General features: G+C 61.2%; 19 protein-coding genes. 11 read left to right on the forward strand and 8 right to left on the reverse strand.

Annotation, left to right across the window (positions count from 1 at the left end; translation table 11 throughout):
* Positions 1-85: 85 nt before the first annotated feature.
* Both ACQY7R_RS06160 and ACQY7R_RS06165 read right to left on the reverse strand, forming a co-directional pair.
* On the reverse strand, positions 86-1,150 hold the full coding sequence (locus tag ACQY7R_RS06160; protein ID WP_428304711.1) for a DUF1559 domain-containing protein: 1,065 nt from the start codon (positions 1,148-1,150) through the stop codon (positions 86-88).
* Positions 1,151-1,187: 37 nt separating this feature from the next.
* The gene (locus ACQY7R_RS06165) at positions 1,188-1,775 is read right to left on the reverse strand and encodes a hypothetical protein (protein ID WP_428304712.1); all 588 of its coding nucleotides are present in this window, start codon (positions 1,773-1,775) and stop codon (positions 1,188-1,190) included.
* 137 nt (positions 1,776-1,912) lie between these two features.
* Here ACQY7R_RS06165 and ACQY7R_RS06170 point away from each other — a divergent pair, with 137 nt between their 5' ends.
* From ACQY7R_RS06170 to ACQY7R_RS06180, 3 genes are all read left to right on the forward strand, one after another.
* Positions 1,913-3,577, forward strand: a complete 1,665-nt coding sequence (locus tag ACQY7R_RS06170) for a DUF6798 domain-containing protein (RefSeq protein WP_428304713.1) — start codon at positions 1,913-1,915, stop codon at positions 3,575-3,577.
* Entirely contained in the window at positions 3,574-4,218 is a 645-nt protein-coding gene (locus tag ACQY7R_RS06175) for an NUDIX hydrolase (RefSeq protein ID WP_428304714.1), read from the forward strand. The genes ACQY7R_RS06170 and ACQY7R_RS06175 overlap by 4 nt, the downstream gene beginning before the upstream one ends.
* An 84-nt stretch (positions 4,219-4,302) precedes the next feature.
* The gene (locus ACQY7R_RS06180) at positions 4,303-4,998 is read left to right on the forward strand and encodes an HAD family hydrolase (RefSeq protein ID WP_428304715.1); all 696 of its coding nucleotides are present in this window, start codon (positions 4,303-4,305) and stop codon (positions 4,996-4,998) included.
* A 333-nt stretch (positions 4,999-5,331) separates the two neighbouring features.
* On the opposite strand, the gene ACQY7R_RS06185 is transcribed toward ACQY7R_RS06180, so the two are convergent.
* Complete coding sequence (locus tag ACQY7R_RS06185; RefSeq protein ID WP_428304716.1) at positions 5,332-6,564, reverse strand: hypothetical protein; 1,233 nt, start codon at positions 6,562-6,564, stop codon at positions 5,332-5,334.
* A gap of 162 nt (positions 6,565-6,726) precedes the next feature.
* Between ACQY7R_RS06185 and ACQY7R_RS06190 the strand changes: the two genes are divergently transcribed.
* Together ACQY7R_RS06190 and ACQY7R_RS06195 are read left to right on the forward strand one after the other, a co-directional pair.
* Positions 6,727-7,020: an acylphosphatase gene (locus ACQY7R_RS06190; protein ID WP_428304717.1), complete on the forward strand. Its 294-nt coding sequence runs from the start codon at positions 6,727-6,729 to the stop codon at positions 7,018-7,020.
* Positions 7,021-7,088: 68 nt separating this feature from the next.
* Complete coding sequence (locus ACQY7R_RS06195) at positions 7,089-8,552, forward strand: ABC transporter permease (protein ID WP_428304718.1); 1,464 nt, start codon at positions 7,089-7,091, stop codon at positions 8,550-8,552.
* A 90-nt stretch (positions 8,553-8,642) separates the two neighbouring features.
* On the opposite strand, the gene ACQY7R_RS06200 is transcribed toward ACQY7R_RS06195, so the two are convergent.
* From ACQY7R_RS06200 to ACQY7R_RS06215, 4 genes are all read right to left on the reverse strand, one after another.
* The gene (locus ACQY7R_RS06200; RefSeq protein ID WP_428304719.1) at positions 8,643-9,764 is read right to left on the reverse strand and encodes a Gfo/Idh/MocA family protein; all 1,122 of its coding nucleotides are present in this window, start codon (positions 9,762-9,764) and stop codon (positions 8,643-8,645) included.
* Positions 9,761-10,567 (reverse strand): acyl-ACP--UDP-N-acetylglucosamine O-acyltransferase, encoded by an 807-nt coding sequence (lpxA, locus tag ACQY7R_RS06205; protein WP_428304720.1) that lies wholly within the window; start codon positions 10,565-10,567, stop codon positions 9,761-9,763. Before lpxA ends, ACQY7R_RS06200 begins: the two co-directional genes overlap by 4 nt.
* 36 nt (positions 10,568-10,603) lie before the next feature.
* Positions 10,604-11,476, reverse strand: coding sequence for a UDP-3-O-acyl-N-acetylglucosamine deacetylase (lpxC, locus tag ACQY7R_RS06210; RefSeq protein ID WP_428304721.1), 873 nt, complete (start codon positions 11,474-11,476; stop codon positions 10,604-10,606).
* Between the two features lie 111 nt (positions 11,477-11,587).
* Positions 11,588-12,298 carry an OmpH family outer membrane protein gene (locus tag ACQY7R_RS06215; RefSeq protein ID WP_428304722.1) on the reverse strand — a complete coding sequence of 237 codons (711 nt, stop codon included), beginning with the start codon at positions 12,296-12,298 and terminating at the stop codon, positions 11,588-11,590.
* 433 nt (positions 12,299-12,731) lie between these two features.
* Here ACQY7R_RS06215 and ACQY7R_RS06220 point away from each other — a divergent pair, with 433 nt between their 5' ends.
* The 4 genes from ACQY7R_RS06220 to ACQY7R_RS06235 all read left to right on the forward strand — a co-directional run bounded on the left by ACQY7R_RS06220 (position 12,732) and on the right by ACQY7R_RS06235 (position 15,781).
* Positions 12,732-13,097 carry a response regulator gene (locus ACQY7R_RS06220; RefSeq protein WP_428304723.1) on the forward strand — a complete coding sequence of 122 codons (366 nt, stop codon included), beginning with the start codon at positions 12,732-12,734 and terminating at the stop codon, positions 13,095-13,097.
* Between the two features lie 40 nt (positions 13,098-13,137).
* Positions 13,138-14,934: an ATP-binding protein gene (locus ACQY7R_RS06225; RefSeq protein ID WP_428304724.1), complete on the forward strand. Its 1,797-nt coding sequence runs from the start codon at positions 13,138-13,140 to the stop codon at positions 14,932-14,934.
* Between the two features lie 395 nt (positions 14,935-15,329).
* Complete coding sequence (locus ACQY7R_RS06230) at positions 15,330-15,569, forward strand: hypothetical protein (RefSeq protein ID WP_428304725.1); 240 nt, start codon at positions 15,330-15,332, stop codon at positions 15,567-15,569.
* Positions 15,570-15,619: 50 nt separating this feature from the next.
* Entirely contained in the window at positions 15,620-15,781 is a 162-nt protein-coding gene (locus tag ACQY7R_RS06235) for a DUF3309 domain-containing protein (RefSeq protein WP_152098382.1), read from the forward strand.
* A gap of 4 nt (positions 15,782-15,785) precedes the next feature.
* On the opposite strand, the gene aat is transcribed toward ACQY7R_RS06235, so the two are convergent.
* Positions 15,786-16,463, reverse strand: a complete 678-nt coding sequence (gene aat, locus ACQY7R_RS06240; RefSeq protein ID WP_428304726.1) for a leucyl/phenylalanyl-tRNA--protein transferase — start codon at positions 16,461-16,463, stop codon at positions 15,786-15,788.
* Between the two features lie 251 nt (positions 16,464-16,714).
* On the opposite strand from aat, the gene ACQY7R_RS06245 reads away from it, so the two are divergent.
* Both ACQY7R_RS06245 and dnaG read left to right on the forward strand, forming a co-directional pair.
* Entirely contained in the window at positions 16,715-17,938 is a 1,224-nt protein-coding gene (locus ACQY7R_RS06245; protein WP_428304727.1) for a S1C family serine protease, read from the forward strand.
* A 138-nt stretch (positions 17,939-18,076) separates the two neighbouring features.
* Positions 18,077-19,957 (forward strand): DNA primase, encoded by a 1,881-nt coding sequence (gene dnaG / locus ACQY7R_RS06250; protein WP_428304728.1) that lies wholly within the window; start codon positions 18,077-18,079, stop codon positions 19,955-19,957.
* The last annotated feature ends 183 nt before the right edge of the window (positions 19,958-20,140 follow it).

The following is a 20,140-nucleotide window of genomic DNA, read 5'->3' on the forward strand; positions in this document are numbered from 1 at the left end:
GACGCCAGCTCGAGTCTTTATCGTCGCAGCATACTGCCGGCAAGTATAGCCAGACCGACGCCGGTCTGGCTACCTTGCGAAAGGGCTAGAGAGCACTGGTATCGATTGCTTCGCCGTCGCGGCGATCGCCAAGATTGTCGAAGACGATTGGATCAACGGAATAATTGATCAGATGCACCGAGCCATCGACAAACACGCTGTTGAACCCGGCAGCGTGCGCTGAACCGAAGTTCACGACGTTGACGTTGGCTCCCCAAAGATTGTTGTTCTCGTTACCCGAAAGCGAATCTTGCTTGGGCGGGAAGCAGGTCGAGCGCATCGTGTCGGGATCCCAACCATCCGTCCATCCGCGGTCGTCCGACGAACTACTTGCCTCATAAAGGTCGGGGCGAATGAACTTCTCTCCGATCAACATAGTATTGCTCGTGCCGTCTTCAATATGCTTCATCTCCACTAAGCCGAATGAATTGCTAGGAACCTCGAACACCCCGGTTTGTTCGTTGCGACGGATAGGGGTCCGGGAAATCGCGCCGAGAAAAATTCGATTGTCGGGAACGACTCGAATAAACTTCGGGCTGTCGGTGCCGCCGAAGAAGCGGATTTTGCGGAAATCGTCGCTGTCGGCCGGCGGACTCGCACCTGTTCCCAAGGGATAATATCGAGTGGTCTGAGTGTGATCCGAATAGCCGCAGGGCGTTGCGCCGACGTAGTCTGCCAGCGCAAACACCAACAGTGGGCTAACAAGTACGTCTTGAGCTTTCGGAGCACGGCCACGAGAAGGGCAAACGTAGCCAGGCATGACGGTGGCCTTCAAATCCGCCGTAGTGGTAATATTTTGCACAGACCCCTGCTCTAAGTAGGGAAGAATCTGGAAACCCCAACCGAGCCCCTGCTTTTCCGACCCCATGGGTCGACCACTGGCAGAATAATCTTCGATTTTCGGATTCCATCCGCCGCCGCCAGTCGGCAAATAGTTCTTCGCTGACACGAAGTTTTGAACGCTTAAGCCGATTTGCTTCAATTTGTTCGTGCACTCGGCGCGACGAGCCGCTTCTCGCGCCGCTTGAACTGCCGGCAGCAGCAACGCAACCAAGACGCCGATAATTGCGATGACGACAAGAAGCTCAACCAGTGTAAAAGCTTTGCGCAATTCAGGTTTCCGTTCGCACATAATTGAACCCTACTAACTATGACTTTGGAATGAGCTGGTTGAATTCCTCTTCGCTTACCGATTCGACGTGCCCGAAGGCGTTCGTCAACAGATGCTCGCCATCTACTGCATTAGATTCGTAGGCGATCCATGGTTCACTGACGGTTGCTGATTTAGGCGGCTTGCCATAGATCACGACGAGCGGCGAGCCGTCGCGCACCGACGCCAGAAACTGGTCTGCACTTGGAGCGATCTTGCTCCAGTTTTCCGGCGACTTTTGCAAGTATGCAATGAACTTCTCTTGGCTGGCCGGTGGAGCGCCGTATTCCGATTGATGCATTCCATAAAGCAAGCCCAGCACTTTCATGTGCGCCTGCGCTGGTTCGTCAATCGCATTCTGCTTGCTGCCGCAGCCATTGCCGCAGGCTAAAAACAGTACTGCGTAAGCGGCAATTTTAAGACTGCAGAGTAGACGCGAATTCATACCAACAATTCTTGGCTTCATCAAAACTTTACCGTCGTCAACTAAGGTCCCGCCGACTGCCACGCGGAGTATTCCATAACTCTGATTAAAGACGAAGAGAAACGCGATGGAAGTTGCCGTTTGCTCGAAAGTTTTACGCAACGGGCTAGCCTCGACTGCGCAATTTGGATATTCTCGTGACCAGTCGCGAACGACGACGCCTATTTACTATTTGAACGTCCACTCGCCTGCTCGCTAAATCTACATCGTGAGAACGATCGGACCGCCGCTGCTAAGACATGACCGCGTCCGAACATAACGCGCCAGTGAATTCGCGCCGGCAATGGTTCGAATTCACCCTCGTCCTGCTGATCTTCTTCATCGACGGCGGCGCCGCGGTCCCGCACGTTAACGAGACGCACTACCTCACGAAGGCCAAGCATTACTGGGACGCGAGCTATTGCCCCGGCGACCTGTTCCTCGACTCGGCTGATCCGCATCTGGCCTTCTACTGGACGCTCGGCTGGCTGACGAAATTTCTACCGCTCACGGCAGTCGCTTGGATTGGCCGGATCGCGGCGTGGGCGTTGCTCGCGGCCGGATGGCAGCGGCTTTCGACGAGCATCGTCAATGTGCCGTGGGCCTCAGTGCTTGGCGCCGCCCTGTGGGTGGCGCTGTTGCGCGACGGTAATCGCAACTTCGCCGGCGAGTGGGTCGTCGGCGGAGTGGAGGCCAAGTGCTACGCGTACGGGCTGTTCCTGTTCGGCATGGCGGCGCTCGTCCGCGGCGACTGGCGCCGGCCTTGGATTTGGTTCGGAGCAGCGTCGGTGTTTCACGTGCTCGTCGGCGCGTGGGCCGTGCTGACCGCGCTGGCAACATGGATTATCGAGCCGCGGGCAGAACGAACGCCGCTGCTCAAACTTCTTCCTGGCCTCGTCGTCGGCGGCCTGCTTTCGCTCATCGGCCTGCTCCCCTCGCTCGCGCTTGAACGAGGGACTGATCCAGCCCTCAACGCCGAGGCCGCGCAGATCTATGTCTACGACCGATTGCCGCACCATCTCGCTCCGCTGTCGCTCCCCGCGGCGGAAGTGCAGTGGCGGCTTACTTGGCTCGGCGGGATGGTCGTTGCCTTCGTCTCGCTTTGGGTTTGGTGGCGACGCCATGCGAGCGACGCGGCGTTCCAAGCGATCAGCGGCATCGATTCGCCGGCTGCGGCGCGCCGGTTGATTCGGTTTACCATGCTCGCTCTCGCCTTCGCCGTTGCCGGACTCGTGATTGAACTGTCACTCGATCACGATCGCTTGGCCGCTGCTCGGTTACTCCGCTATTACTGGTTCAGGCAAATTGACGTGGCGTTGCCGCTCGCGATCGCGATTCTTGGCTCGGCCTGGGTGGCCGCGATGCTGCGGAACGGGAAGCGATTCTCGCAAATTGTTGCGCCGGCGCCGCTGTTGTTTGCCGTCTGGTTTTTGGGAAGCATCACCTACGCGCGTTGGCAATCGAATCTCCCCCCCGCCGTGCTGCAGGTCGAAAACGCCGCGGCGTGGCAAGCAGCTTGCCAATGGATCGACGAACACACCCCGGCCGATGCGAAGTTCCTCATCCCACGGTGGGGGCACTCGTTCAAGTGGTATGCCTCGCGAGCCGACGTCGGCAGCAACAAAGACGTGCCGCAAGATGCCGCCGGCGTCGTTGAATGGCGAGCCCGGATGCGCGAGCTTTACCCGAACCTCGACAGCGTCGACGAGCGCGACCGCAAGATCATGCTCGACTCGCCGGAGCTGCTCGGCACGCCGCGCGTCCGCGAGCTGGCCGAGAAGTATGACGCCACGCACGTGATCGCGCGGAGTTATCCGCCGCTCGATCTGCCGATCGTGTTCGCGACGCCCGTCGATCCGAGCGCAAACGTGAGCGGCTACACCGTGTATGAAACGGGCGTCGAACCGAAGACGGCGGCGCCATGAGTCGACCGCTGTGGGAACAACTCGAACTACCGACGCTACTTGCGCACGAGTTGATGCTCCCGGCGAAACCGCAATGGAGCCGTGTGTTCGCCCCCGAACTAAGCTACGGTCGACATGCGGGCCCCGCGCGCAGCGACGCCCGTGGCGCTGCGGTGGCCGTGGTATTGTCGTGGGATGGAGCGGAGTGGTCGTTGCCGCTCACCGTTCGCTCGGCCGAGCTATCGCGGCACGGCGGGCAGATCAGCTTTCCGGGCGGCCTCATGGAAGCAGGCGAATCACCCTTCGTCGCGGCGGAACGAGAATTACATGAGGAACTCGGCGTGCGGCCGCCGCTGGAGTGGCTCGGTATCTTGATGCCGCAGTTCGTTTACGCCAGCAATGCCTGGGTCGTGCCCTGCGTGGCGGCGACGCTTGACGTTCCGGCTTGGCAGCCGAACCCGCGCGAGGTCGAGCGAGTATTGCGGCTTTCGTTGCGAGAACTGCTCGCCCCGCCCATAGAGCTGCCGCTGCAGGTAACGCGCGGCCCGCTGCGGTTTGCCGCGCCCCAACTGCGGGTTGAAGGGCACTCGGCATGGGGCGCCACGGCCGTTATGCTCGGAGAACTGCGTGGGCGATTATTAAGACTAGATGGGAATACATAAGATCTCATGCAAAGGCGCGAAGGCGTAAATTGTTTCGCGACATTCTCCTTTGCGCCTTCGCGTGAGACTTTAAGACAAGCAACGATGAGCGAACTCGAACTCCCCAATCCACCGCTGCGTGCCGTCACCTTCGATCTCGATGGGTTGATGTTCAACACCGAAGAGCTCTATCAAGAGGTCGGCGGCACGTTGCTTTCACGACGCGGCAAGCAAATCACTGGCGAGTTGCTCAACGAGATGATGGGCCGCAAGTCGAACGTCGCGCTCGCGGTGATGATCGATTGGCACGATCTCGACGACACGCCCGAACAACTCGCGGCCGAGTCGGCGGAGATTTTTGGCGGTCTGCTGCCGAAGCGATTGGCGCCGATGCCGGGGCTGCTGGAGCTGCTCGCCTCGCTCGAAGCGGCAGGCATTCCGAAGGGCATTGCCACCAGCAGCGGCAAACTGTTCGTCGATAAAGTGCTGGGGTTGTTCAATCTGGCGCCGCGGTTCGACTTTATTCTCACGAGCGAAGACATCATCCACGGCAAGCCGGCGCCAGACGTGTACCTGCTCGCCGCCGAACGGCATGGCGTCGCGCCGGCGGAGATGATGATTCTGGAAGACAGCCAGATCGGCACGCAGGCCGCGGTCGCGTCGGGCTCCTACGCCGTTGCCGTGCCGCATGGGCAGAGCCGAACGCATCACTTCCCCGGAGCGCGGTTCGAGGCCCACTCGCTCGCCGACGCGCGAATCTACCACGCGCTGCGACTTCAAACGCCCGGCGGCAGTTGCTAGCACGCAGGGCGCGCGGTGCGATCGTTGCATTCGGCGCCGTTTCCCTAATCGGACCGCGCGGCTCCGTCCGATCTATGCCAACGGGGGGCCGCGCGCTGCGCGGCGTTTAGGGGAGCTAGCGAGACGCCGCCATGGGTGGAAAATTCATGGCTGCCGCCGTGCTGCTTGCAGCCAGCGGTTGCCGGATGTGCAGCGATGTGGGCGACTATTCGTCGCCGGTGCCCGGCGGTCCGCGCTCAGGAAGCCTGCAGCGGGCGGGGTCGGCATTCAACGGCCAAGTCTACAACACGGTCGACCCGCCGAAGCAAAAATCGCCTGCTGTCGCCGCCGACCTCAATAAGTACTGGGCTCCTCCGCTGGAGGGCTCTCCAACTCCTCTTCCGACACCGGCCCCATAGCGTCGAGCTCAACCGAATCGGGCACGTACTCTTGTCGGTGCGTCGTCTCTTCGCCTGCTTTCGTATCGGGAGCTGCCTCGGTTTTTGCCTTGGCTCGAGCTGCGCGACGGTTGAAGATTTCAGGATCGAACGCATCGCGCGGCGTGAACACGGTGCGCGTCTTCCGTCCGGCCAATAGTTCCTGGGCACGCTCATCGAGCATGGCGTCAGTCAGCTCTTCGTCGCCCTCAGCAGCGTAGTCTGCGCCAGCCGGCGCTACGGCGGGGTTGTTCATCTCCGCTCCGCCCTGCTCAGCGGCGGGCTTCACTCCCGCCGCTTCGTTCAGCCACTCCATTAAGATCGCCGTCTGATACGGCGCGAGCGGTTGCGAAAGGCGTTCGTTCCGCATGCCATGGGCTTGCCGAGCGCGCCGCATGAGCGGGCTGCTGGCGGGATCTTCCACGTCGACTTGCGCAAGGACCTGATCGAGGTTTTTGCTGATTAGCTTCGGGATACCGCTCCCCTCAAGCGCCCAGCGATCGAGCTGCATCTCCTGCCGCGAGTTCGGGTGGTGGCAGCCGGTGGTAGTGCAACTGTGAATCAGCATCGGCTGGATACTGCGAACGAACTGTTCCTGCAGCGCCGGCGTCGTGGCAATGTGCAATTCCTTCGTTTCAACTGGCTCCGCAGCTTGCTCCGCGTGGGCCGCTTGAACGACGGCGTTCTTGCTCCGTTCGATTCGGCTCGCTTCATCAGCTAAGCCTTGCTGTAACTGTAAGTCGAGAGTTCGCAGCGCCGGGTGCCCCGGATCGTCGGTCCGCGCATCGAGAATCTCGCGGGCCGCTTCCGCCAGCAGCCCATGCCGCAGGCACCAGCGGGCGAGCTCCAGATGCGCGTCGGTCGCGTTGCCGACGCGACGCTGCCGGCGTTGTTCGTAGGCGTCGACGAGCGAGGCGCACGCCATCTCAACCTGCGTCCCCGGAACCTGCAGGACCGAGCCCTCGTTTTCAATCCGGAAATGTTCGCCTTGCCGCACTACCGAACCGGTGAGCACGTTGCCGTTCTTGAGGACCAGAACGCTGAGCGTCTGCTGCTGAGCCGGCTGCTGCGCGAACAGCCCGGCGCCGGCCGAGGCGAACAACGCCCCCAGAAAGATCGTAATACAGCGGATGATCCGGTCGTGCGGCATAGGTGGCGGAGCGTATTGAGTCGCCGCCAGGGGGTCAAGACTGGAACGGCTGCCAGCACGCCGATATACTCAAAACTCCGGTTGAAAGGGGTGTTTCGCCACTTTCAGCCGCTTCCAACTCGCAAGGTCGCCGACTCTTCATCACACACGGCGTCATGGCTCATGTCTGCCCACCGCCCCACGTCGCAGCAACGACGGCAGGCGATTTACACGGGCCATGTCCAAGGCGTCGGTTTTCGTGAGACGACGAGAAGACTGGCCGAAGGGTTTGAAGTAAGCGGGTTCGTCAAGAACTTGCCCGACGGACGCGTCGAGTTGATCGCCGAGGGATTGCCTGGCGAACTCGATCGCTTCCTCGCGGCAGTAACGGAACGGATGGAAGGTCGAATTCGCAACGTGGCCGTCGACGTGCGGCCAGCTATTGGCGAGTTCACTAATTTTGGCATTCGGCACTAGCGCTCGAACGCCGCCTTTGACGCCCCGCGATTCAACACAACTGATCTCCACCGGAATTCGGTAACGATATGTCGAAGCTGACGATTTGGCTCACACCCATCTGGATCTTGGCAGTCGGCGTGACGATTGGCGCGCTCATCCTGCTGTTGATGTGGGGCGTCGTGTGGCTGGTCAACCGCCGTGCCGCGCACTCGATCGCCGACGCCGTGAGCGAAGGCATCCTGCGACCGATCTCGTACGTCGTCATGTCGATGGCTGCGCTCGCTCTGCTGGCGAGTCCGTCGATGCCCTACAGCCAGATAATCGAGTCGCTCAAACGCCTTCCCGACGTCCAGCCGATCATCGAAACGGTCGAAGTCGGCCCGCGAAAGAGCGACGTCGAAGTCCCCGCCGCGTTCCGCGCGAGCGAATTGCAGAGCTTCACATTCACCAGCGATCAAGACGTCGCCGTGAACATCGCGGCGAAGAAGGGCTTCCAAGAACCGCTGCTATTGGTCCAAGGCGGCGAGCCCTACGTCTGGGCGCCTGGCGTCTCGAAGCCGCGTGCGTTCGAAGGCGAAGTGACGACGCTCTACCTCACCAATGAGAGCGATTCGCCCGCGAAGGTCTCGATTGAAATGTACACCGACGTCGAGACGCCGCAGGTTCGCGCAATCCCGATCGCTGCGGCCAGCACGGTGGGCATCTACCTGCTTTATCTAGTCGTGCGTTTCCTAGCCCCGCGGACGGCGGTCATCGCCGCCGCCACCGCGAAAGAAACAGTCGCCCAACCGTTGTTCACGATGCTCATCCTGGTGGGCGTCGTGATGCTCGTCGCCTCCGTCTTCATACCGTACAACACTTTCGGCGAAGACGTGAAGATGCTCAAGACCTCCGGCATGACGTTCATCAAGGTGTTGGCGATCATCATGGCCCTGTGGACCGCGAGCACCTCCGTCGCTGACGAAATCGAAGGCCGCACGGCTCTAACCGTGCTTTCGAAACCGGTTGGCCGTCGTCAGTTCATCATCGGCAAGTTCCTCGGCATCATCTGGCCGATCGTGCTGATGTTCGTCATCCTCGGCATCGTCTTCTTGCTGACGGTGTCGTTCAAGGTGGTGTACGACGCCCGCGAATCGTCGAAAACGACGCCCGAATGGACCGAGTGCTACCTCGAAGTGGTGCGAATCGTCCCCGGTCTCGTCCTGGCCTTCCTCGAGTCGGTGATCATGGCGGCGATCAGCGTCGCTGTGTCGACGCGGCTGCCGATGCTGCCGAACCTCGTGATCTGCGGCTCGATTTTCGTGCTGGGCCACTTGGCCGCGCTAATCGTCAAATCGGCGGCTGGCCAGATCGTGTTCGTGCGATTCGTCGGCAAGTTGCTCTCAGTGATCTTACCGGTGCTCGACCACTTCGAGATCGAGGGAGCCATCGCCGGCGCCACCAGCGTACCGCTGTCGTACCTTGGCTGGGCACTGCTTTACAGTGCACTCTACAGCGCCGCAGCGCTCCTGCTGGCACTGATCTTCTTCGAAGACCGCGACTTGGCGTAAGAAGTGGGCAGAGTGAAATACTAAGCCCAGCGAGCCGGGGCGTCTCGCCCCCGCGTGTACCGCGTTTGACAAGGCGCTAACAACGGCCAGTTAGCCAGCCTTGCGCCGCAGAATCACCGTATCATCCGTCGCCCACTCGTCGACCGCCGCGACCATCGGCAGCGGCAACATCGGCGACGCGAGGTGACCCACGCGACGGCTGTTGGCGCCATCCCATTGGTGCTGACGAACCGATTCGAGCACAAGCTCCGCCACCGCGACCGCATCGCGGCCGTCAGCGCCGGTGACCCGTGGCTCGCGGCCTGTCCGAATTGCTTCGGCAAAATCGCGTTGTTCTTGTTCGATGGCGTTAGATTCCACTGCAGGAACCTCGCTCTTCACGAGCAGTTCCTCGAACAGCCGCTCCCGCAAATGAGTGCGAGTTTCGTCGCTCAGCTCGTTCACATGGAAGTCGCGCTGCAGCACGTCGAGCCGCGGCTCGACGATGGTCGACTTCCGCGTCGCGAAGTCGATCGATGCGAAGCACGTCGGCGTCAAAACCTGCATCGATCGCGCCGGAGCATAGCTCGCCCGCGAGGCAATGAGGTTCGCCACCGCGCCGCTCGCGAAGTGGAGCCGTGCACTAACCATGTCTTCGTGATCGCCGAGGACCGAGATCCCTACGGCGTCGACGGAAGTGACAGGTGATTTCACAAGCGAAAGCGTCGCATCGATATCATGAATCATCAGATCCATGATCACGCCGACGTCGGTCGAGCGGAACGTATATCCGCTCTGGCGACGCGCTTCGATGAACTTTGGTTCTTGTAGCCGGTCTTGGACGCTCACGAGCGCCGGGTTGAAGCGTTCGACGTGACCGACTTGCAGCACAATCTGCCGACGACGGGCCAGTTGCACCAGTTCGTCGGCTTCGCGGACGGTCGGCGTGATCGGCTTTTCGACGAACACATGGACGCCGGCGCGGATCAGCTCCGACGCCACGTCGAAATGAGTCACTGTCGGCGTCGCCACAATCGCGCCGTCGATCTCGCCGATCAATTCACGAAAATGAGCCACCGGCCGAGCGCCCGTTTCCTTCGCCAGCGCTTCGCGGGCTTCAGGCCGCGAGTCGACGACGGCGACGAGCTCAATTTCAGGAATACCGGCGGCAAGCTTCGCATGAATCTTGCCCAAATGACCGACGCCGATGACGGCGAGACGCAAGCGACTCATGCGGCCCTCCGAACTTCGCGGCCGCGGCCATGCTTTCCGACTTGTTGCCCTTCGATGAACGCCAGGAGCGTCTCCACGTCGGGCGAGATTTGGTTGTTCGTCCGCAGAATTTCGCGGGCGTGGCTCAGGCCGACCTTCGACCGGTAAAGCAAACGGTGGGCGGCGGCGATGAATTCGACGCGTTCGGCGGTGAAGTCGTTCCGCTTCAAGGCGACGATGTTGATGCACCGCGGCCGGGCCGGAATCCCTTCGACCAGCATGAACGGCGGCACGTCGTGCAGAGCGCGACTCAGAGCGCTAATGAACGAGTAGCTACCGATCGTCACGAACTGATGGATCGTGACGCCGCCGGAAACCGAGGCAAAGTCGTGAATATGCACATGACCTGCCAGCAGCGAGCCATTAGCAATCAAGATGTGGCTGCCGAGTTTACAGTCATGGGCGACGTGGCAGTTGCCCATCAGGAAGTTGTTGTCGCCGATGCTGGTGACGCCGTCTTCCTTCTCGCTGGCGCGATTGACGGTCACGCCCTCGCGGAACGTGTTGCCGTCGCCGATGACGACGGCCGTGTCGCTCCCTTGGTAGCTGTAGTCTTGCGGCTCAGCGCCGATAACGACGTTCGGAAACAGAACGTTGTCGGCGCCGAGGGTGACGTTCCCCATCAAGGTCACGTTGTTATGGAGTCGGGTTCCGCGACCGATCCGCGCACCCGCGCCGATCGTGCAGAAGGGGCCGATGACGACTTCTTCGTCGATTTCCGCCCGGGGATCGACCCAAGCGTTCGCTGCAATGCTGGTAGCCATGTTGGTCTCTTTCTACATCCGCCTGATTCAGGGCCGTTAAGCGCTGGCTCGCCACGCCGTCGTGACGAACCGGTCGACTAACTGCCGCGTCAGCTCCGCGTGGAGTCGATGACCGCTGCGGTACGCGGTAAATTCGCCGATGAACCGGCAGCCCGCGAGGGCCAAGTCGCCGAGAACATCGAGTGCTTTGTGTCGGGCGCATTCGTTCGGAAAACGAAGGCGATTGTCAATCGGACCGCGTTCGTCGAAGACCAGGAGGTCGCGATTCGTCACGCGAACGCCCAATCCTTGGCGACGAAGTTGGTCGGCCTCGGTCTGTAGCAAAAATGTGCGACACGGAGCAAGCTCACTACGGAACCGCTCGGGGGTGACCACCACGCGGGCTACTTGCCGTCCGATCACGGGAGCCGCCGGGTAGTGGAGTTGGTATTCGATGGAGAATTGATTTTTCGCGGAGGGGCGAGCTTCAATCCAAGATTCGCCTTCGGTAACGCGAATTGTTTCAGTGATCGCGACGCGCTTCGCTGCGATCCCTTGCGAAACGACGCCCGCCCGCACCAGAGCGTCGACGAACGCGGCCGACGAGCCGTCGCAGCCGGGCATTTCGGGATGGTTGGTCCAAACTTCGCAGTTGTCGATGCCGAGTCCCGAAAGCGCGGCGAGCACATGCTCGACCATCTCGACTTCGATCTTGCCCTGACGCAAATTCGTACGGCGCGGAACTTCAACTCGCAAATCAACGCGAGCGGGAATGCGGGCCGAGGCGCCCAGGTCGCTCCGCACGAACGTGACGCCGGCTCCAGCGGCAGCGGGACGGAATTCAATCCGCACGTCGCGGCCGCTCCAGTAGCCAAACCCGGCGACGACGGCGCGGGCGGCGATCGTTTGTTGCATGCGAGACGAAATCATGCGCAGTCGGACCTGAGAGGCGGGCGGCGATTCCCGCGGATGATCGCAAGAGAAAGCGGCGGCGCCCACCGCTGATTCGGAGGCGCCGCCGCAGTAACTACGTCAATCGGCTTACTTCAACTGATTGAAGCCTTGGGCAGGCTGCGTCGCAGTCGACGGCACGCCGGTCTGCTGCGGCGGAAGCTTGCGAACGTCGACGCCAAGCGTCATCAACACGTCAGGCGTAATGTCGATGGCGCTCTGATGGATAATCGGGTTCATGATCATCCGCATCACTGCCTCGCGATCGAGAGGGGCAGCCGCGGTCCCAGGATTCGGCTCGTCTTCGCCCGTGAACCGCAAGACCAAACCGATTTGATTCGCCTTCGCGTAGTCCTTCACCTTGGCCGACACTTGCGTGTAGCAGTAGTGGTAGACCTGGGCTTCTTTTTCCATGAAGTCGCGACGAACCTTGCCCTGCTGAATGCTGAATTCAGCCTTCTTGTGGGCTAGGCTTTCGTCGAGCGTCTTGAATTCCGCGGAGCCCGGCTTCAGCGCGTTGCGCTGTTCTTCCATGGCGACGAGGCTGTCGCGTTGAGCGCGAAGCGTGCCGTCGGCAGTTTCCATCTCCTGCTTCAGCTTCTCGATCTGCTGCGTGAAGACGGGGTAGTTCTTGAAGATGAAGCTGATGTCGACGACGGCGATGTGGTAACGCGAGGCGTTAGCGCCGGCGGAGAAGCCAGTCGCAGCCGGAGCCGCCGCGGGGGCGGTTTGCGCGAAGGCCGGCATCGCGGCGGAAGAGAACAATCCAGCGACTGCAGCTGAAATCAGCAGCTTTTTCACGTCAGCACTCCTTGCTTGTACCTGGCCATCCATGACCAGACGATTCTGGGGCCCGCCCAGGGGCTAACGAGACGCCCCCGTATGTTGCCATGCGGGATTGGGGCGGAGGGGTTGAATTCGGCGGGTATTGTGCCGGGCGACCGGTTTGCCGTAAAGAGCAGTTCTGAGGCGGATTCTTTGGGCCTTTGAAATGCGAATTCGGCCGCGAATTACGCGAATGATCGCGAATAAACTACGTATGAGTCGAGCTCTTCCTCCACCTGATTTTTATTCGCGTGATTCGCAGGCAACTTTCCCTGTACTTCTCAGCGCACGCCGCCGTGACAAAGTGGCCTTCCACTGGGCCGCGGTCGGTCCCTATGCTCCCCGCCCCGCCTGACTGAGCGACCCACTTCGCTATCCCTCCCAACTTCGCATCGCCGGAGAGTCGATCGTGTCTCCCACTGCGCGCGTTTTAATCGTCGACCATTCGCGTGAATCGCGAGACGTCCTCAGTTCGCTCCTCGCCCGTAACGGAACCGAGGTGCTCGAAGCTCGTGAAACTTCGCGGGCCGCGCAGCTTGCCGCCGCTGCGCAACCCGACTTGATCGTCGTCGACGCCGAACCGCACGGCGGCATTTGTGAAGATTCTGCGGCGCGGCTCGTCGCTGCGGCGGCCCGTAACGACGCCCCAATCGTTGTGCTCGGCGCCTTTAAGCGGAGCGCAAGTCGTTTCCCGGCCGCAGAGTTCGTCGCGAAGCCCTACCAATACCCAGCGCTCATCCGTAGAATCGAAGAGCTTCTGGGAAGTCGCACGTAGGCGCCCGACTCCCGCTCGTCTACCGAGAGAACATACTCGCGTGGCTTCGTTGTTTGTCATTCAGGGCCGCGATCAAGGTTCGCGCTTCCAACTTGAGGAAGCCGTCCACACCATCGGGCGCACGCACACCCATTCGATTCGGCTGCACGACACTGAAGTTTCGCGCAATCACGCCGAACTGATTCGCAAAGGCAACTCCTACGCGGTTCGCGATCTGGGGAGTTCCAACGGTACGTTCGTTAACGGCAAGATTGTCAGTGAGCACGAGCTCACTAGCGGCGATCAAGTGCAGGTTGGCCGGTCGCTGCTTCTCTACACCGGCTTCATCGACGACCGCGTCGAAGACGCCGCCGGGCAAGTCGACATTGTGCCGATGTCGAACTCAATCGACGACGGCTCGCGTATCGTCGCCTCGCTCGGCCAAACCGGCGGCAGCGAATGGCTGATGCCAGACGCCCGCGGTTCGTCGAACCCCTGGCTCGCCCGGGCGCGCAGCAACCTGCAAATCATGTATCGCACGGCGCTCGCGGTCAGCCACACAATGGACATCGACCAGCTGCTGGCGAGGATCATGGACATGATCTTCGACTGGGTCGAAGCCGACCGCGGCTGCATCATGCTGAAGGATTTGGAGACAGGCAAACTAACTCCCAAGGTGCGCCGCCATCGACGCGGGATGCGCACCGAAGAGAAGATCAGCATCAGTAAAACGATCCTCGATTACGTCGTCGAGCAGAACGAAGGCGTACTTACCAGCAACGCCCGCGACGACTCTCGCTGGGATCCGGCTCAGAGCATCGTCAGTCTCGGCGTTCGCGAGGCGATCTGCGTGCCAATGCAGGGACGCTACGAGGTCGTCGGCGTCATTTACATCGACACCGCAGTATCGCCGCAGAAGATGCTCGCCGCCAAGGGAACCAATCAGTTCACCGAAGAGCATCTGCGGCTGATGATCGCGATCGCGCACCAAGCCGCGCTCGCCGTCGAAGATACCTCCTACTACAAGGCGCTCGTCCAGGCGGAACGCCTCGCAGCCGTCGGCCAAACGATCGCCTCGCTGTCGCACCATATCAAGAACATCTTGCAGGGCGTTCGAGGCGGTAGTTACCTGATCGAACTCGGCTTGGGCGATCACGATTCGATGGCCAAGAGCGGCGAGCGCGACGAAGCCGCCGAGCAGAAAGCCGTCGACACAATCCGCAAAGGTTGGGCGATTGTCGAGCGAAATCAGGAGCGAATCTCGACGCTCGTGATGGACATGCTTACGTTCAGCAAGGAGCGGGAGCCCGAGCCGCGGCCAGCAAATCTCAATGAAATCACCTCCGAGGTGGTGGAATTGATGGCCAGCCGTGCCCAGGAACTGTCGGTTGAACTCGTCTGGCAGCCGGCGACCGATATGCCGATGCTGATGTTCGACCCTGAAGCCCTCCACCGGGCGATTCTCAACGTCGTCACCAACGCGATCGACGCCTGCGACGAGGCCGAGCAAGGCAAAGTCATTGTCGCCACTCGCTACGACGACGACGCGAAGACTGCCCAGATTACGGTCGAGGACAACGGCGGCGGCATCGCTCCCGACGACCTCGAGGCAATCTTCACCGTCTTCGTCTCGCGCAAGGGAGGCCGCGGCACCGGTCTGGGTCTCCCCGTGACCCGCAAGATCCTCGAAGAACATGGGGGTCAGGTGCAGGTCGACAGCACCGTCGGCCGCGGCAGCAAGTTCACGCTCGAACTCCCCGCGACCCCGGCCGAAGGCGAAGGGAACCAGCGCATGACGCAGTCATTCGCCATCGGCGACGCACCCTACTCGGAATCTGATTCCAACTTCGATTCGTAGCTGGTCAAACGCTGGCGGCACGCCCCATCTAGCCCGGCTCCACCCGGGGGTGAGCATCCATTCCGCCGGGGATCGTAGCGCGTGAGGCTCCTCCTGGCTGAGCCAGGACTGGAATGCCCCACGCACCGCATCCCCTCAAGCCGATCGAATCAGTCGCCCCCGACTGGTCACGCATTCGCTAATCCGACCAATCGGGCGCGATTGGTCGTTACGCAGCCACACCTCTCAGCCGTTCACTACCTCTGCGAGTGGCTCTTTTCTCGGCGATTTCTGCATTCACCCACTGTGGCACGGGTGTTGCGTAGTCGGTTCCGCATCAGCGACGAACTGTCGCAACGCAACCTCGCAACGCCAAACTTCGCCGTTCGACGGCAACTTCACAGAGGGGAACAAAGATGAAGTTTTCCGAACTACTCACCGCCTGCTCGCTCCCACCGATGCTGCTCGGAGCCGCGATGCTCGTGTCGCTCGGATGCGAGAACAAAGAGAAGGTTCTCGAAGTCGAGACGCCCAACCGAACGTTGGAAGTCGAGCGGGATCGCGATACCGGTGACGTCGACGTTGAAGTCGACCGCAAGGATGACAAAGCCGTCGATATCAGCGCTGGCGGCGTTGACGTCGAGGTAAACAAGTAACTAGCAGTCGTTGACTCTAGATTACGCGTGCAGCGCGAAGGCTTGATTTCATGATCGGCACGATCCTACTCATTGTCGTCATCCTGCTCCTGTTGGGGGCAGTGCCCCGTTGGCCACATTCGACGAACTGGGGCTATGGACCAAGCGGACTACTGAGCGTCGTTGCCGTCATCTTGCTGGTGCTCATCCTGATGGGGCAGTTGCCGTTCTAACCCACTACGAGCGTTCCCATTCTTCAAGCGTGCCGCCAAACTCGGCAGGCAGTTCCACTGCGACTTCTAACCGTTTGAGATACGCCTTGCGCGTGATCTCCACGACTCCAAGGCTCTCCGTGTGCCCAGTCGCTTGCTGCACATCAAGCAGTGCGAAGCCGCGCGCCCGCAAATGGCCGACAAGTCGCGCGAGCGCCGCCTTCGACCCATCGCGTGAACGGTAGAACATGCTCTCCGCGGCGAACAGCCCGCCGATTGCGATGCCGTACACGCCGCCGGCCAACCGTCCTTCGCGCCAGATCTCAACGGAATGCGCGTGCCCCAGTCGGTGCAACTCCGTGTAAGCTGCGACCATCTCAGGGGTGATCCAGGTCCCCCCTTCCCTCCCCGGCCCCGTCGCACACGCGCTGATCACCTCCGCGAAGGCGGTGTCGCACGTTGCTTGAAACTCCTCGCTCCGTAGTCGCCGCTCCAGCCGCCGCGAAACGTACATCCGATCGAGCGGCAAAATGGCCCGGGGATCGGGCGACCACCAGAGCATCGGCTCATAAGAATTTGACGGCCAGGGAAAGATTCCGTGGCGGTAGGCGTCGAGCAGCCAATTGGTCGACAGGCGGCCCCCAATAGCCACCAACCCCTCCGGCGAGGCCCGTTGTGCTGGCGGAAAGTAACGGCTGGGCATCGCGGAATGGGCTCGGGCGGGGTTTTCGGATTTTTGCGGTTGCGGGCATTTTGCGGAAACGCTGCCCGCAACGCTCTGCAGCAGTATAATGGCTGATAAGAATGCCGCGAATGCTGGCTCGCGGCGTTTCTTTGATCCGCCATTCCATCGGCGCGATCATCCGAAGCGGTAGATTCGTAAGCAAGGGTGACGGAAGCCAGTGAGGGCGTCTTCTATTCCCTCCTGGCACGGAACGTTTCAGGAACCGCGTCATGCAGCATGAATCTCTCCCGCCAGACCAATCGCCGTGGGGCGCTGATCTGATCACCACGACGCCCCCGCCGGTTCGCAACCGACCGATGAGCGAAGTCTGGACCGTTGACGCTCGCCGCGAGGAAGAAGGCCTCCGGCTCAAGCGTCTGCTGTGGGTCTTCACCGTCCTGGTGATCATTCTGGTCGCCCCGTCGTTCGTCTACCGGATTGAGTACTCGCTCACATCGGCTCGTGAACGCGCTCGCCTCGACGTGGCTCGGGCGAACTTGAAGGACTTCAAGCTCGACCAAATCTCCAACGGCTACCGCATGCTCGCGCAAACGGTGCAGCCCAGCGTCGTGAACATTAGTACGAAGCGCGGTCGCGCCGAGGGCCAAGGTTCGGGCGTCATCATCGACAAAGAGGGATACATCCTCACGAATAACCATGTGATTGAAGGCGTGGAGACGGCCGAAATCAAACTCAGCGACGGCCGCCGCGACGTTGACGCTGTCGTCGTTGGCATCGACCCCATGACCGACCTCGCTGTTCTGAAGACCGACCTGAAGGACCTCGTCCCCGCCGAATGGGGCGATAGCAACGAACTGCAAGTCGGCGACATCGTCTGGGCCCTCGGCAGTCCCTTCGGCCTAGAAAAAAGCATCACCTCTGGCATTCTGAGCGCCAAGGAACGTCGCGGCATCACTGGCACGCGCGTCATTCAAGAGTTCCTGCAAACCGACGCCGCCGTGAACCCCGGCAACAGCGGCGGCCCGCTCGTGAACCATGAAGGCAAGGTCGTCGGCATCAACACGGCAATCATCGGCCCGTCGTACCAAGGGATCAGCTTCTCGGTGCCGAGCGAGCTCGCCAAGGCGAGCTACGATCAAATCCGCGAGCACGGATACGTGCTGCGTGGATTCCTCGGGGTGAGCCCCAACGAAGTTACCGACGACATCGCTCGCGAACTCGGACTCGAACGAGGCGAGGGGGTGCTGGTCACTTCGGTCGATCGCAACACGCCCGCCGCAGAAGCCGGGCTGCGACCATTCGACGTGATCCTGTCGTGGAACGGCGTCGAGTTCTCCGATCCCACGCTCCTCAGCCGAGCGATCGCCGCGACTCCGATCGGAACGGATGTTCCCGTGAAGCTGGTGCGGAGCGCGCGCGGCAAACCGAAAAGCGTCGACCTGACCGTCAAGGTCGCCGCTCGGCCGGAAACGCGGTCGGCGCCAGTCGATTGATGCGGCGGTAGCGCTTGCTAAGTAGCAATTTGACGGCTGATTCCGTCGGGAGCGATGCCCTGCTCCGCCGCCGTCCGCTACAATCATCGGTTACTGGAGTCGCCTCGATTGGTAGCCGTTTGAAGGGATTGTCCGCGCGTGTCGCTTTCGAGTTTGCAGGACGCCAAGGAACAGATTCGTCAGGCCATCGACATCGTCGACCTGATCGGCGGCTACATCGCCCTGCGGCGGCAGGGACGCAGCTTCGTCGGGCTTTGCCCGTGGCACGATGACGCCAAGCCAAGCTTCACAGTGAACCCTGATCGCCAGTCGTTCAAATGCTGGCCGTGCGACGTCGGCGGCGATATCTTTACTTTCGTCATGCGCGCCGAAGGGATGGAATTCCGCGAAGCGCTCGAGATGCTGGCCGAACGTGCCGGCGTCAGCCTCGCTCCGGCTGACCGACAGCAAAACCAGGCCGACAATCCGTTCGAGCGCCGCAATCTCCTGAAGGCGATGGCCTGGGCGGAGGAACAGTTCCACCAGTGCTTGTTGCGAAGCCCTGGCGCTGAACCAGCCCGCCGCTATCTCGCCGATCGCGGCGTCAATGAAGAGAGCATCGCCACGTTCCATATCGGCTTCTCGCCGAACGAGTGGGACTGGATGCTCAAGCGCGGCGCTACGGCCAACTGGCAGCCGGCGGTGCTCGAGCGCGTCGGCCTCATCGGCAAGCGCGAGGCCGGCGGCTACTACGATCGTTTCCGCGGCCGGTTGATGTTTTCGATCCGCGATTCCCGCGCGCGGACGATCGCCTTCGGCGGCCGCGTGCTGCCTGAATTCAAGCGCGACAACGACGCCAAGTACGTCAACAGCCCGGAGACGCCGCTGTTCAACAAGAGCAGCGAGCTCTACGCCCTCGATCTCGCCCGCGATGCAATCGCGAAGGAGGGGGGCGTCTTGGTGATGGAAGGTTACACCGACGTCATCATGGCCCACCAGCATGGCGTGAAGCATGCGGTGGCGGTGCTCGGCACCGCGCTGGGGGAAAAACACGTCCCGCTCATCCGCAGATTCACCGACAAAATCACGCTCGTGCTCGACGGCGATGCGGCGGGACAGAACCGCACGCTCGACATTCTCGACAACTTGCTAGCACTGTTTGTGGCGCATGAAGTCGAATTAAAAATTCTGAGCTTGCCAGAAGGGGCCGATCCGTGTGATGTTATTCGCTCGCACGGAAGCGACGAATTTCGACGACTGCTTACCCAGTCGGTCGACGCCCTCGAACACAAGATCAATGCCGTGACCAAAGGATTGGCCCCAGGCGCTGCCCCGCATCAGTCCGCGCAAGCGGTTGAAGCGATTCTCGCGACGCTCGCGAAGATGCTGCCGACCGGTGCGTCGGCCAGCAGCACCGCGTTCGTACGCGAACAGCAGATGCTCGTCCAGGTCGCTCGACGATTTGGTTTAGGCGAAGAAACGCTTCGCACGCGACTGAAGGCCGTGCGGCAAGCAGCGGCATCGCTGGTGCGCTCCACGCCGCTCGGTCGCAACGCCGAACAATCTGCGCCCGTCCAACCGAAGCCCACCCCGCAAAAGCTTTCCGCTTGGGATCGCGAGCTGCTGGAAATCGTCCTCTGCCAGGGCGACCTAATGGACGCGCTGCTCGAACAAATTCACGAAGAAGACGTCGAACATCCGATCGCTCGCCAAATTTACGCGATGGCCGCGGAGATGTACCACGACGGCGTCACGCCCACCTTTGCCAGCCTGATGAACGCCACCGAAGACGCGGCAGTGAAAAATCTGCTGGTCGGCTGCGACGAGGTCGGCCAACTCAAACTAAACGCCGACGTGCAGAAGCGGTTCAGCGATTTGCTGGCCGATCGCGAACGTCGCCACACGGAAGCTCGCCATCGCATGACTGTGGCTGAGCTCAAAACAAATCAACTCGACTCCGAACAGGCAGACCGCGCGCTGGTCGCCTTGTTCAACGATTTGAAGCGCCGCCAAGCAGGTTCCACGCCCACGGATGGGTGAGGTGCTTGGCGAGAACTGGTTAGTTTGGTTCCTCTCCCTCGCAGGGAGAGGATAGGTGAGAGATTTCAGACCGTCGCTGCGACTCCCGCGTCGTTGTGCGACACGAACGTCTTGAATCCCTCCCCTAGCCCCTCCCTTCCAGGGCGGGGAACGAAGTTGCCAGTTCCCGACCCGCCAACTTTT

It is taken from the genome of Lacipirellula sp. (genome assembly GCF_965279485.1).
GTDB lineage: Bacteria > Planctomycetota > Planctomycetia > Pirellulales > Lacipirellulaceae > Lacipirellula.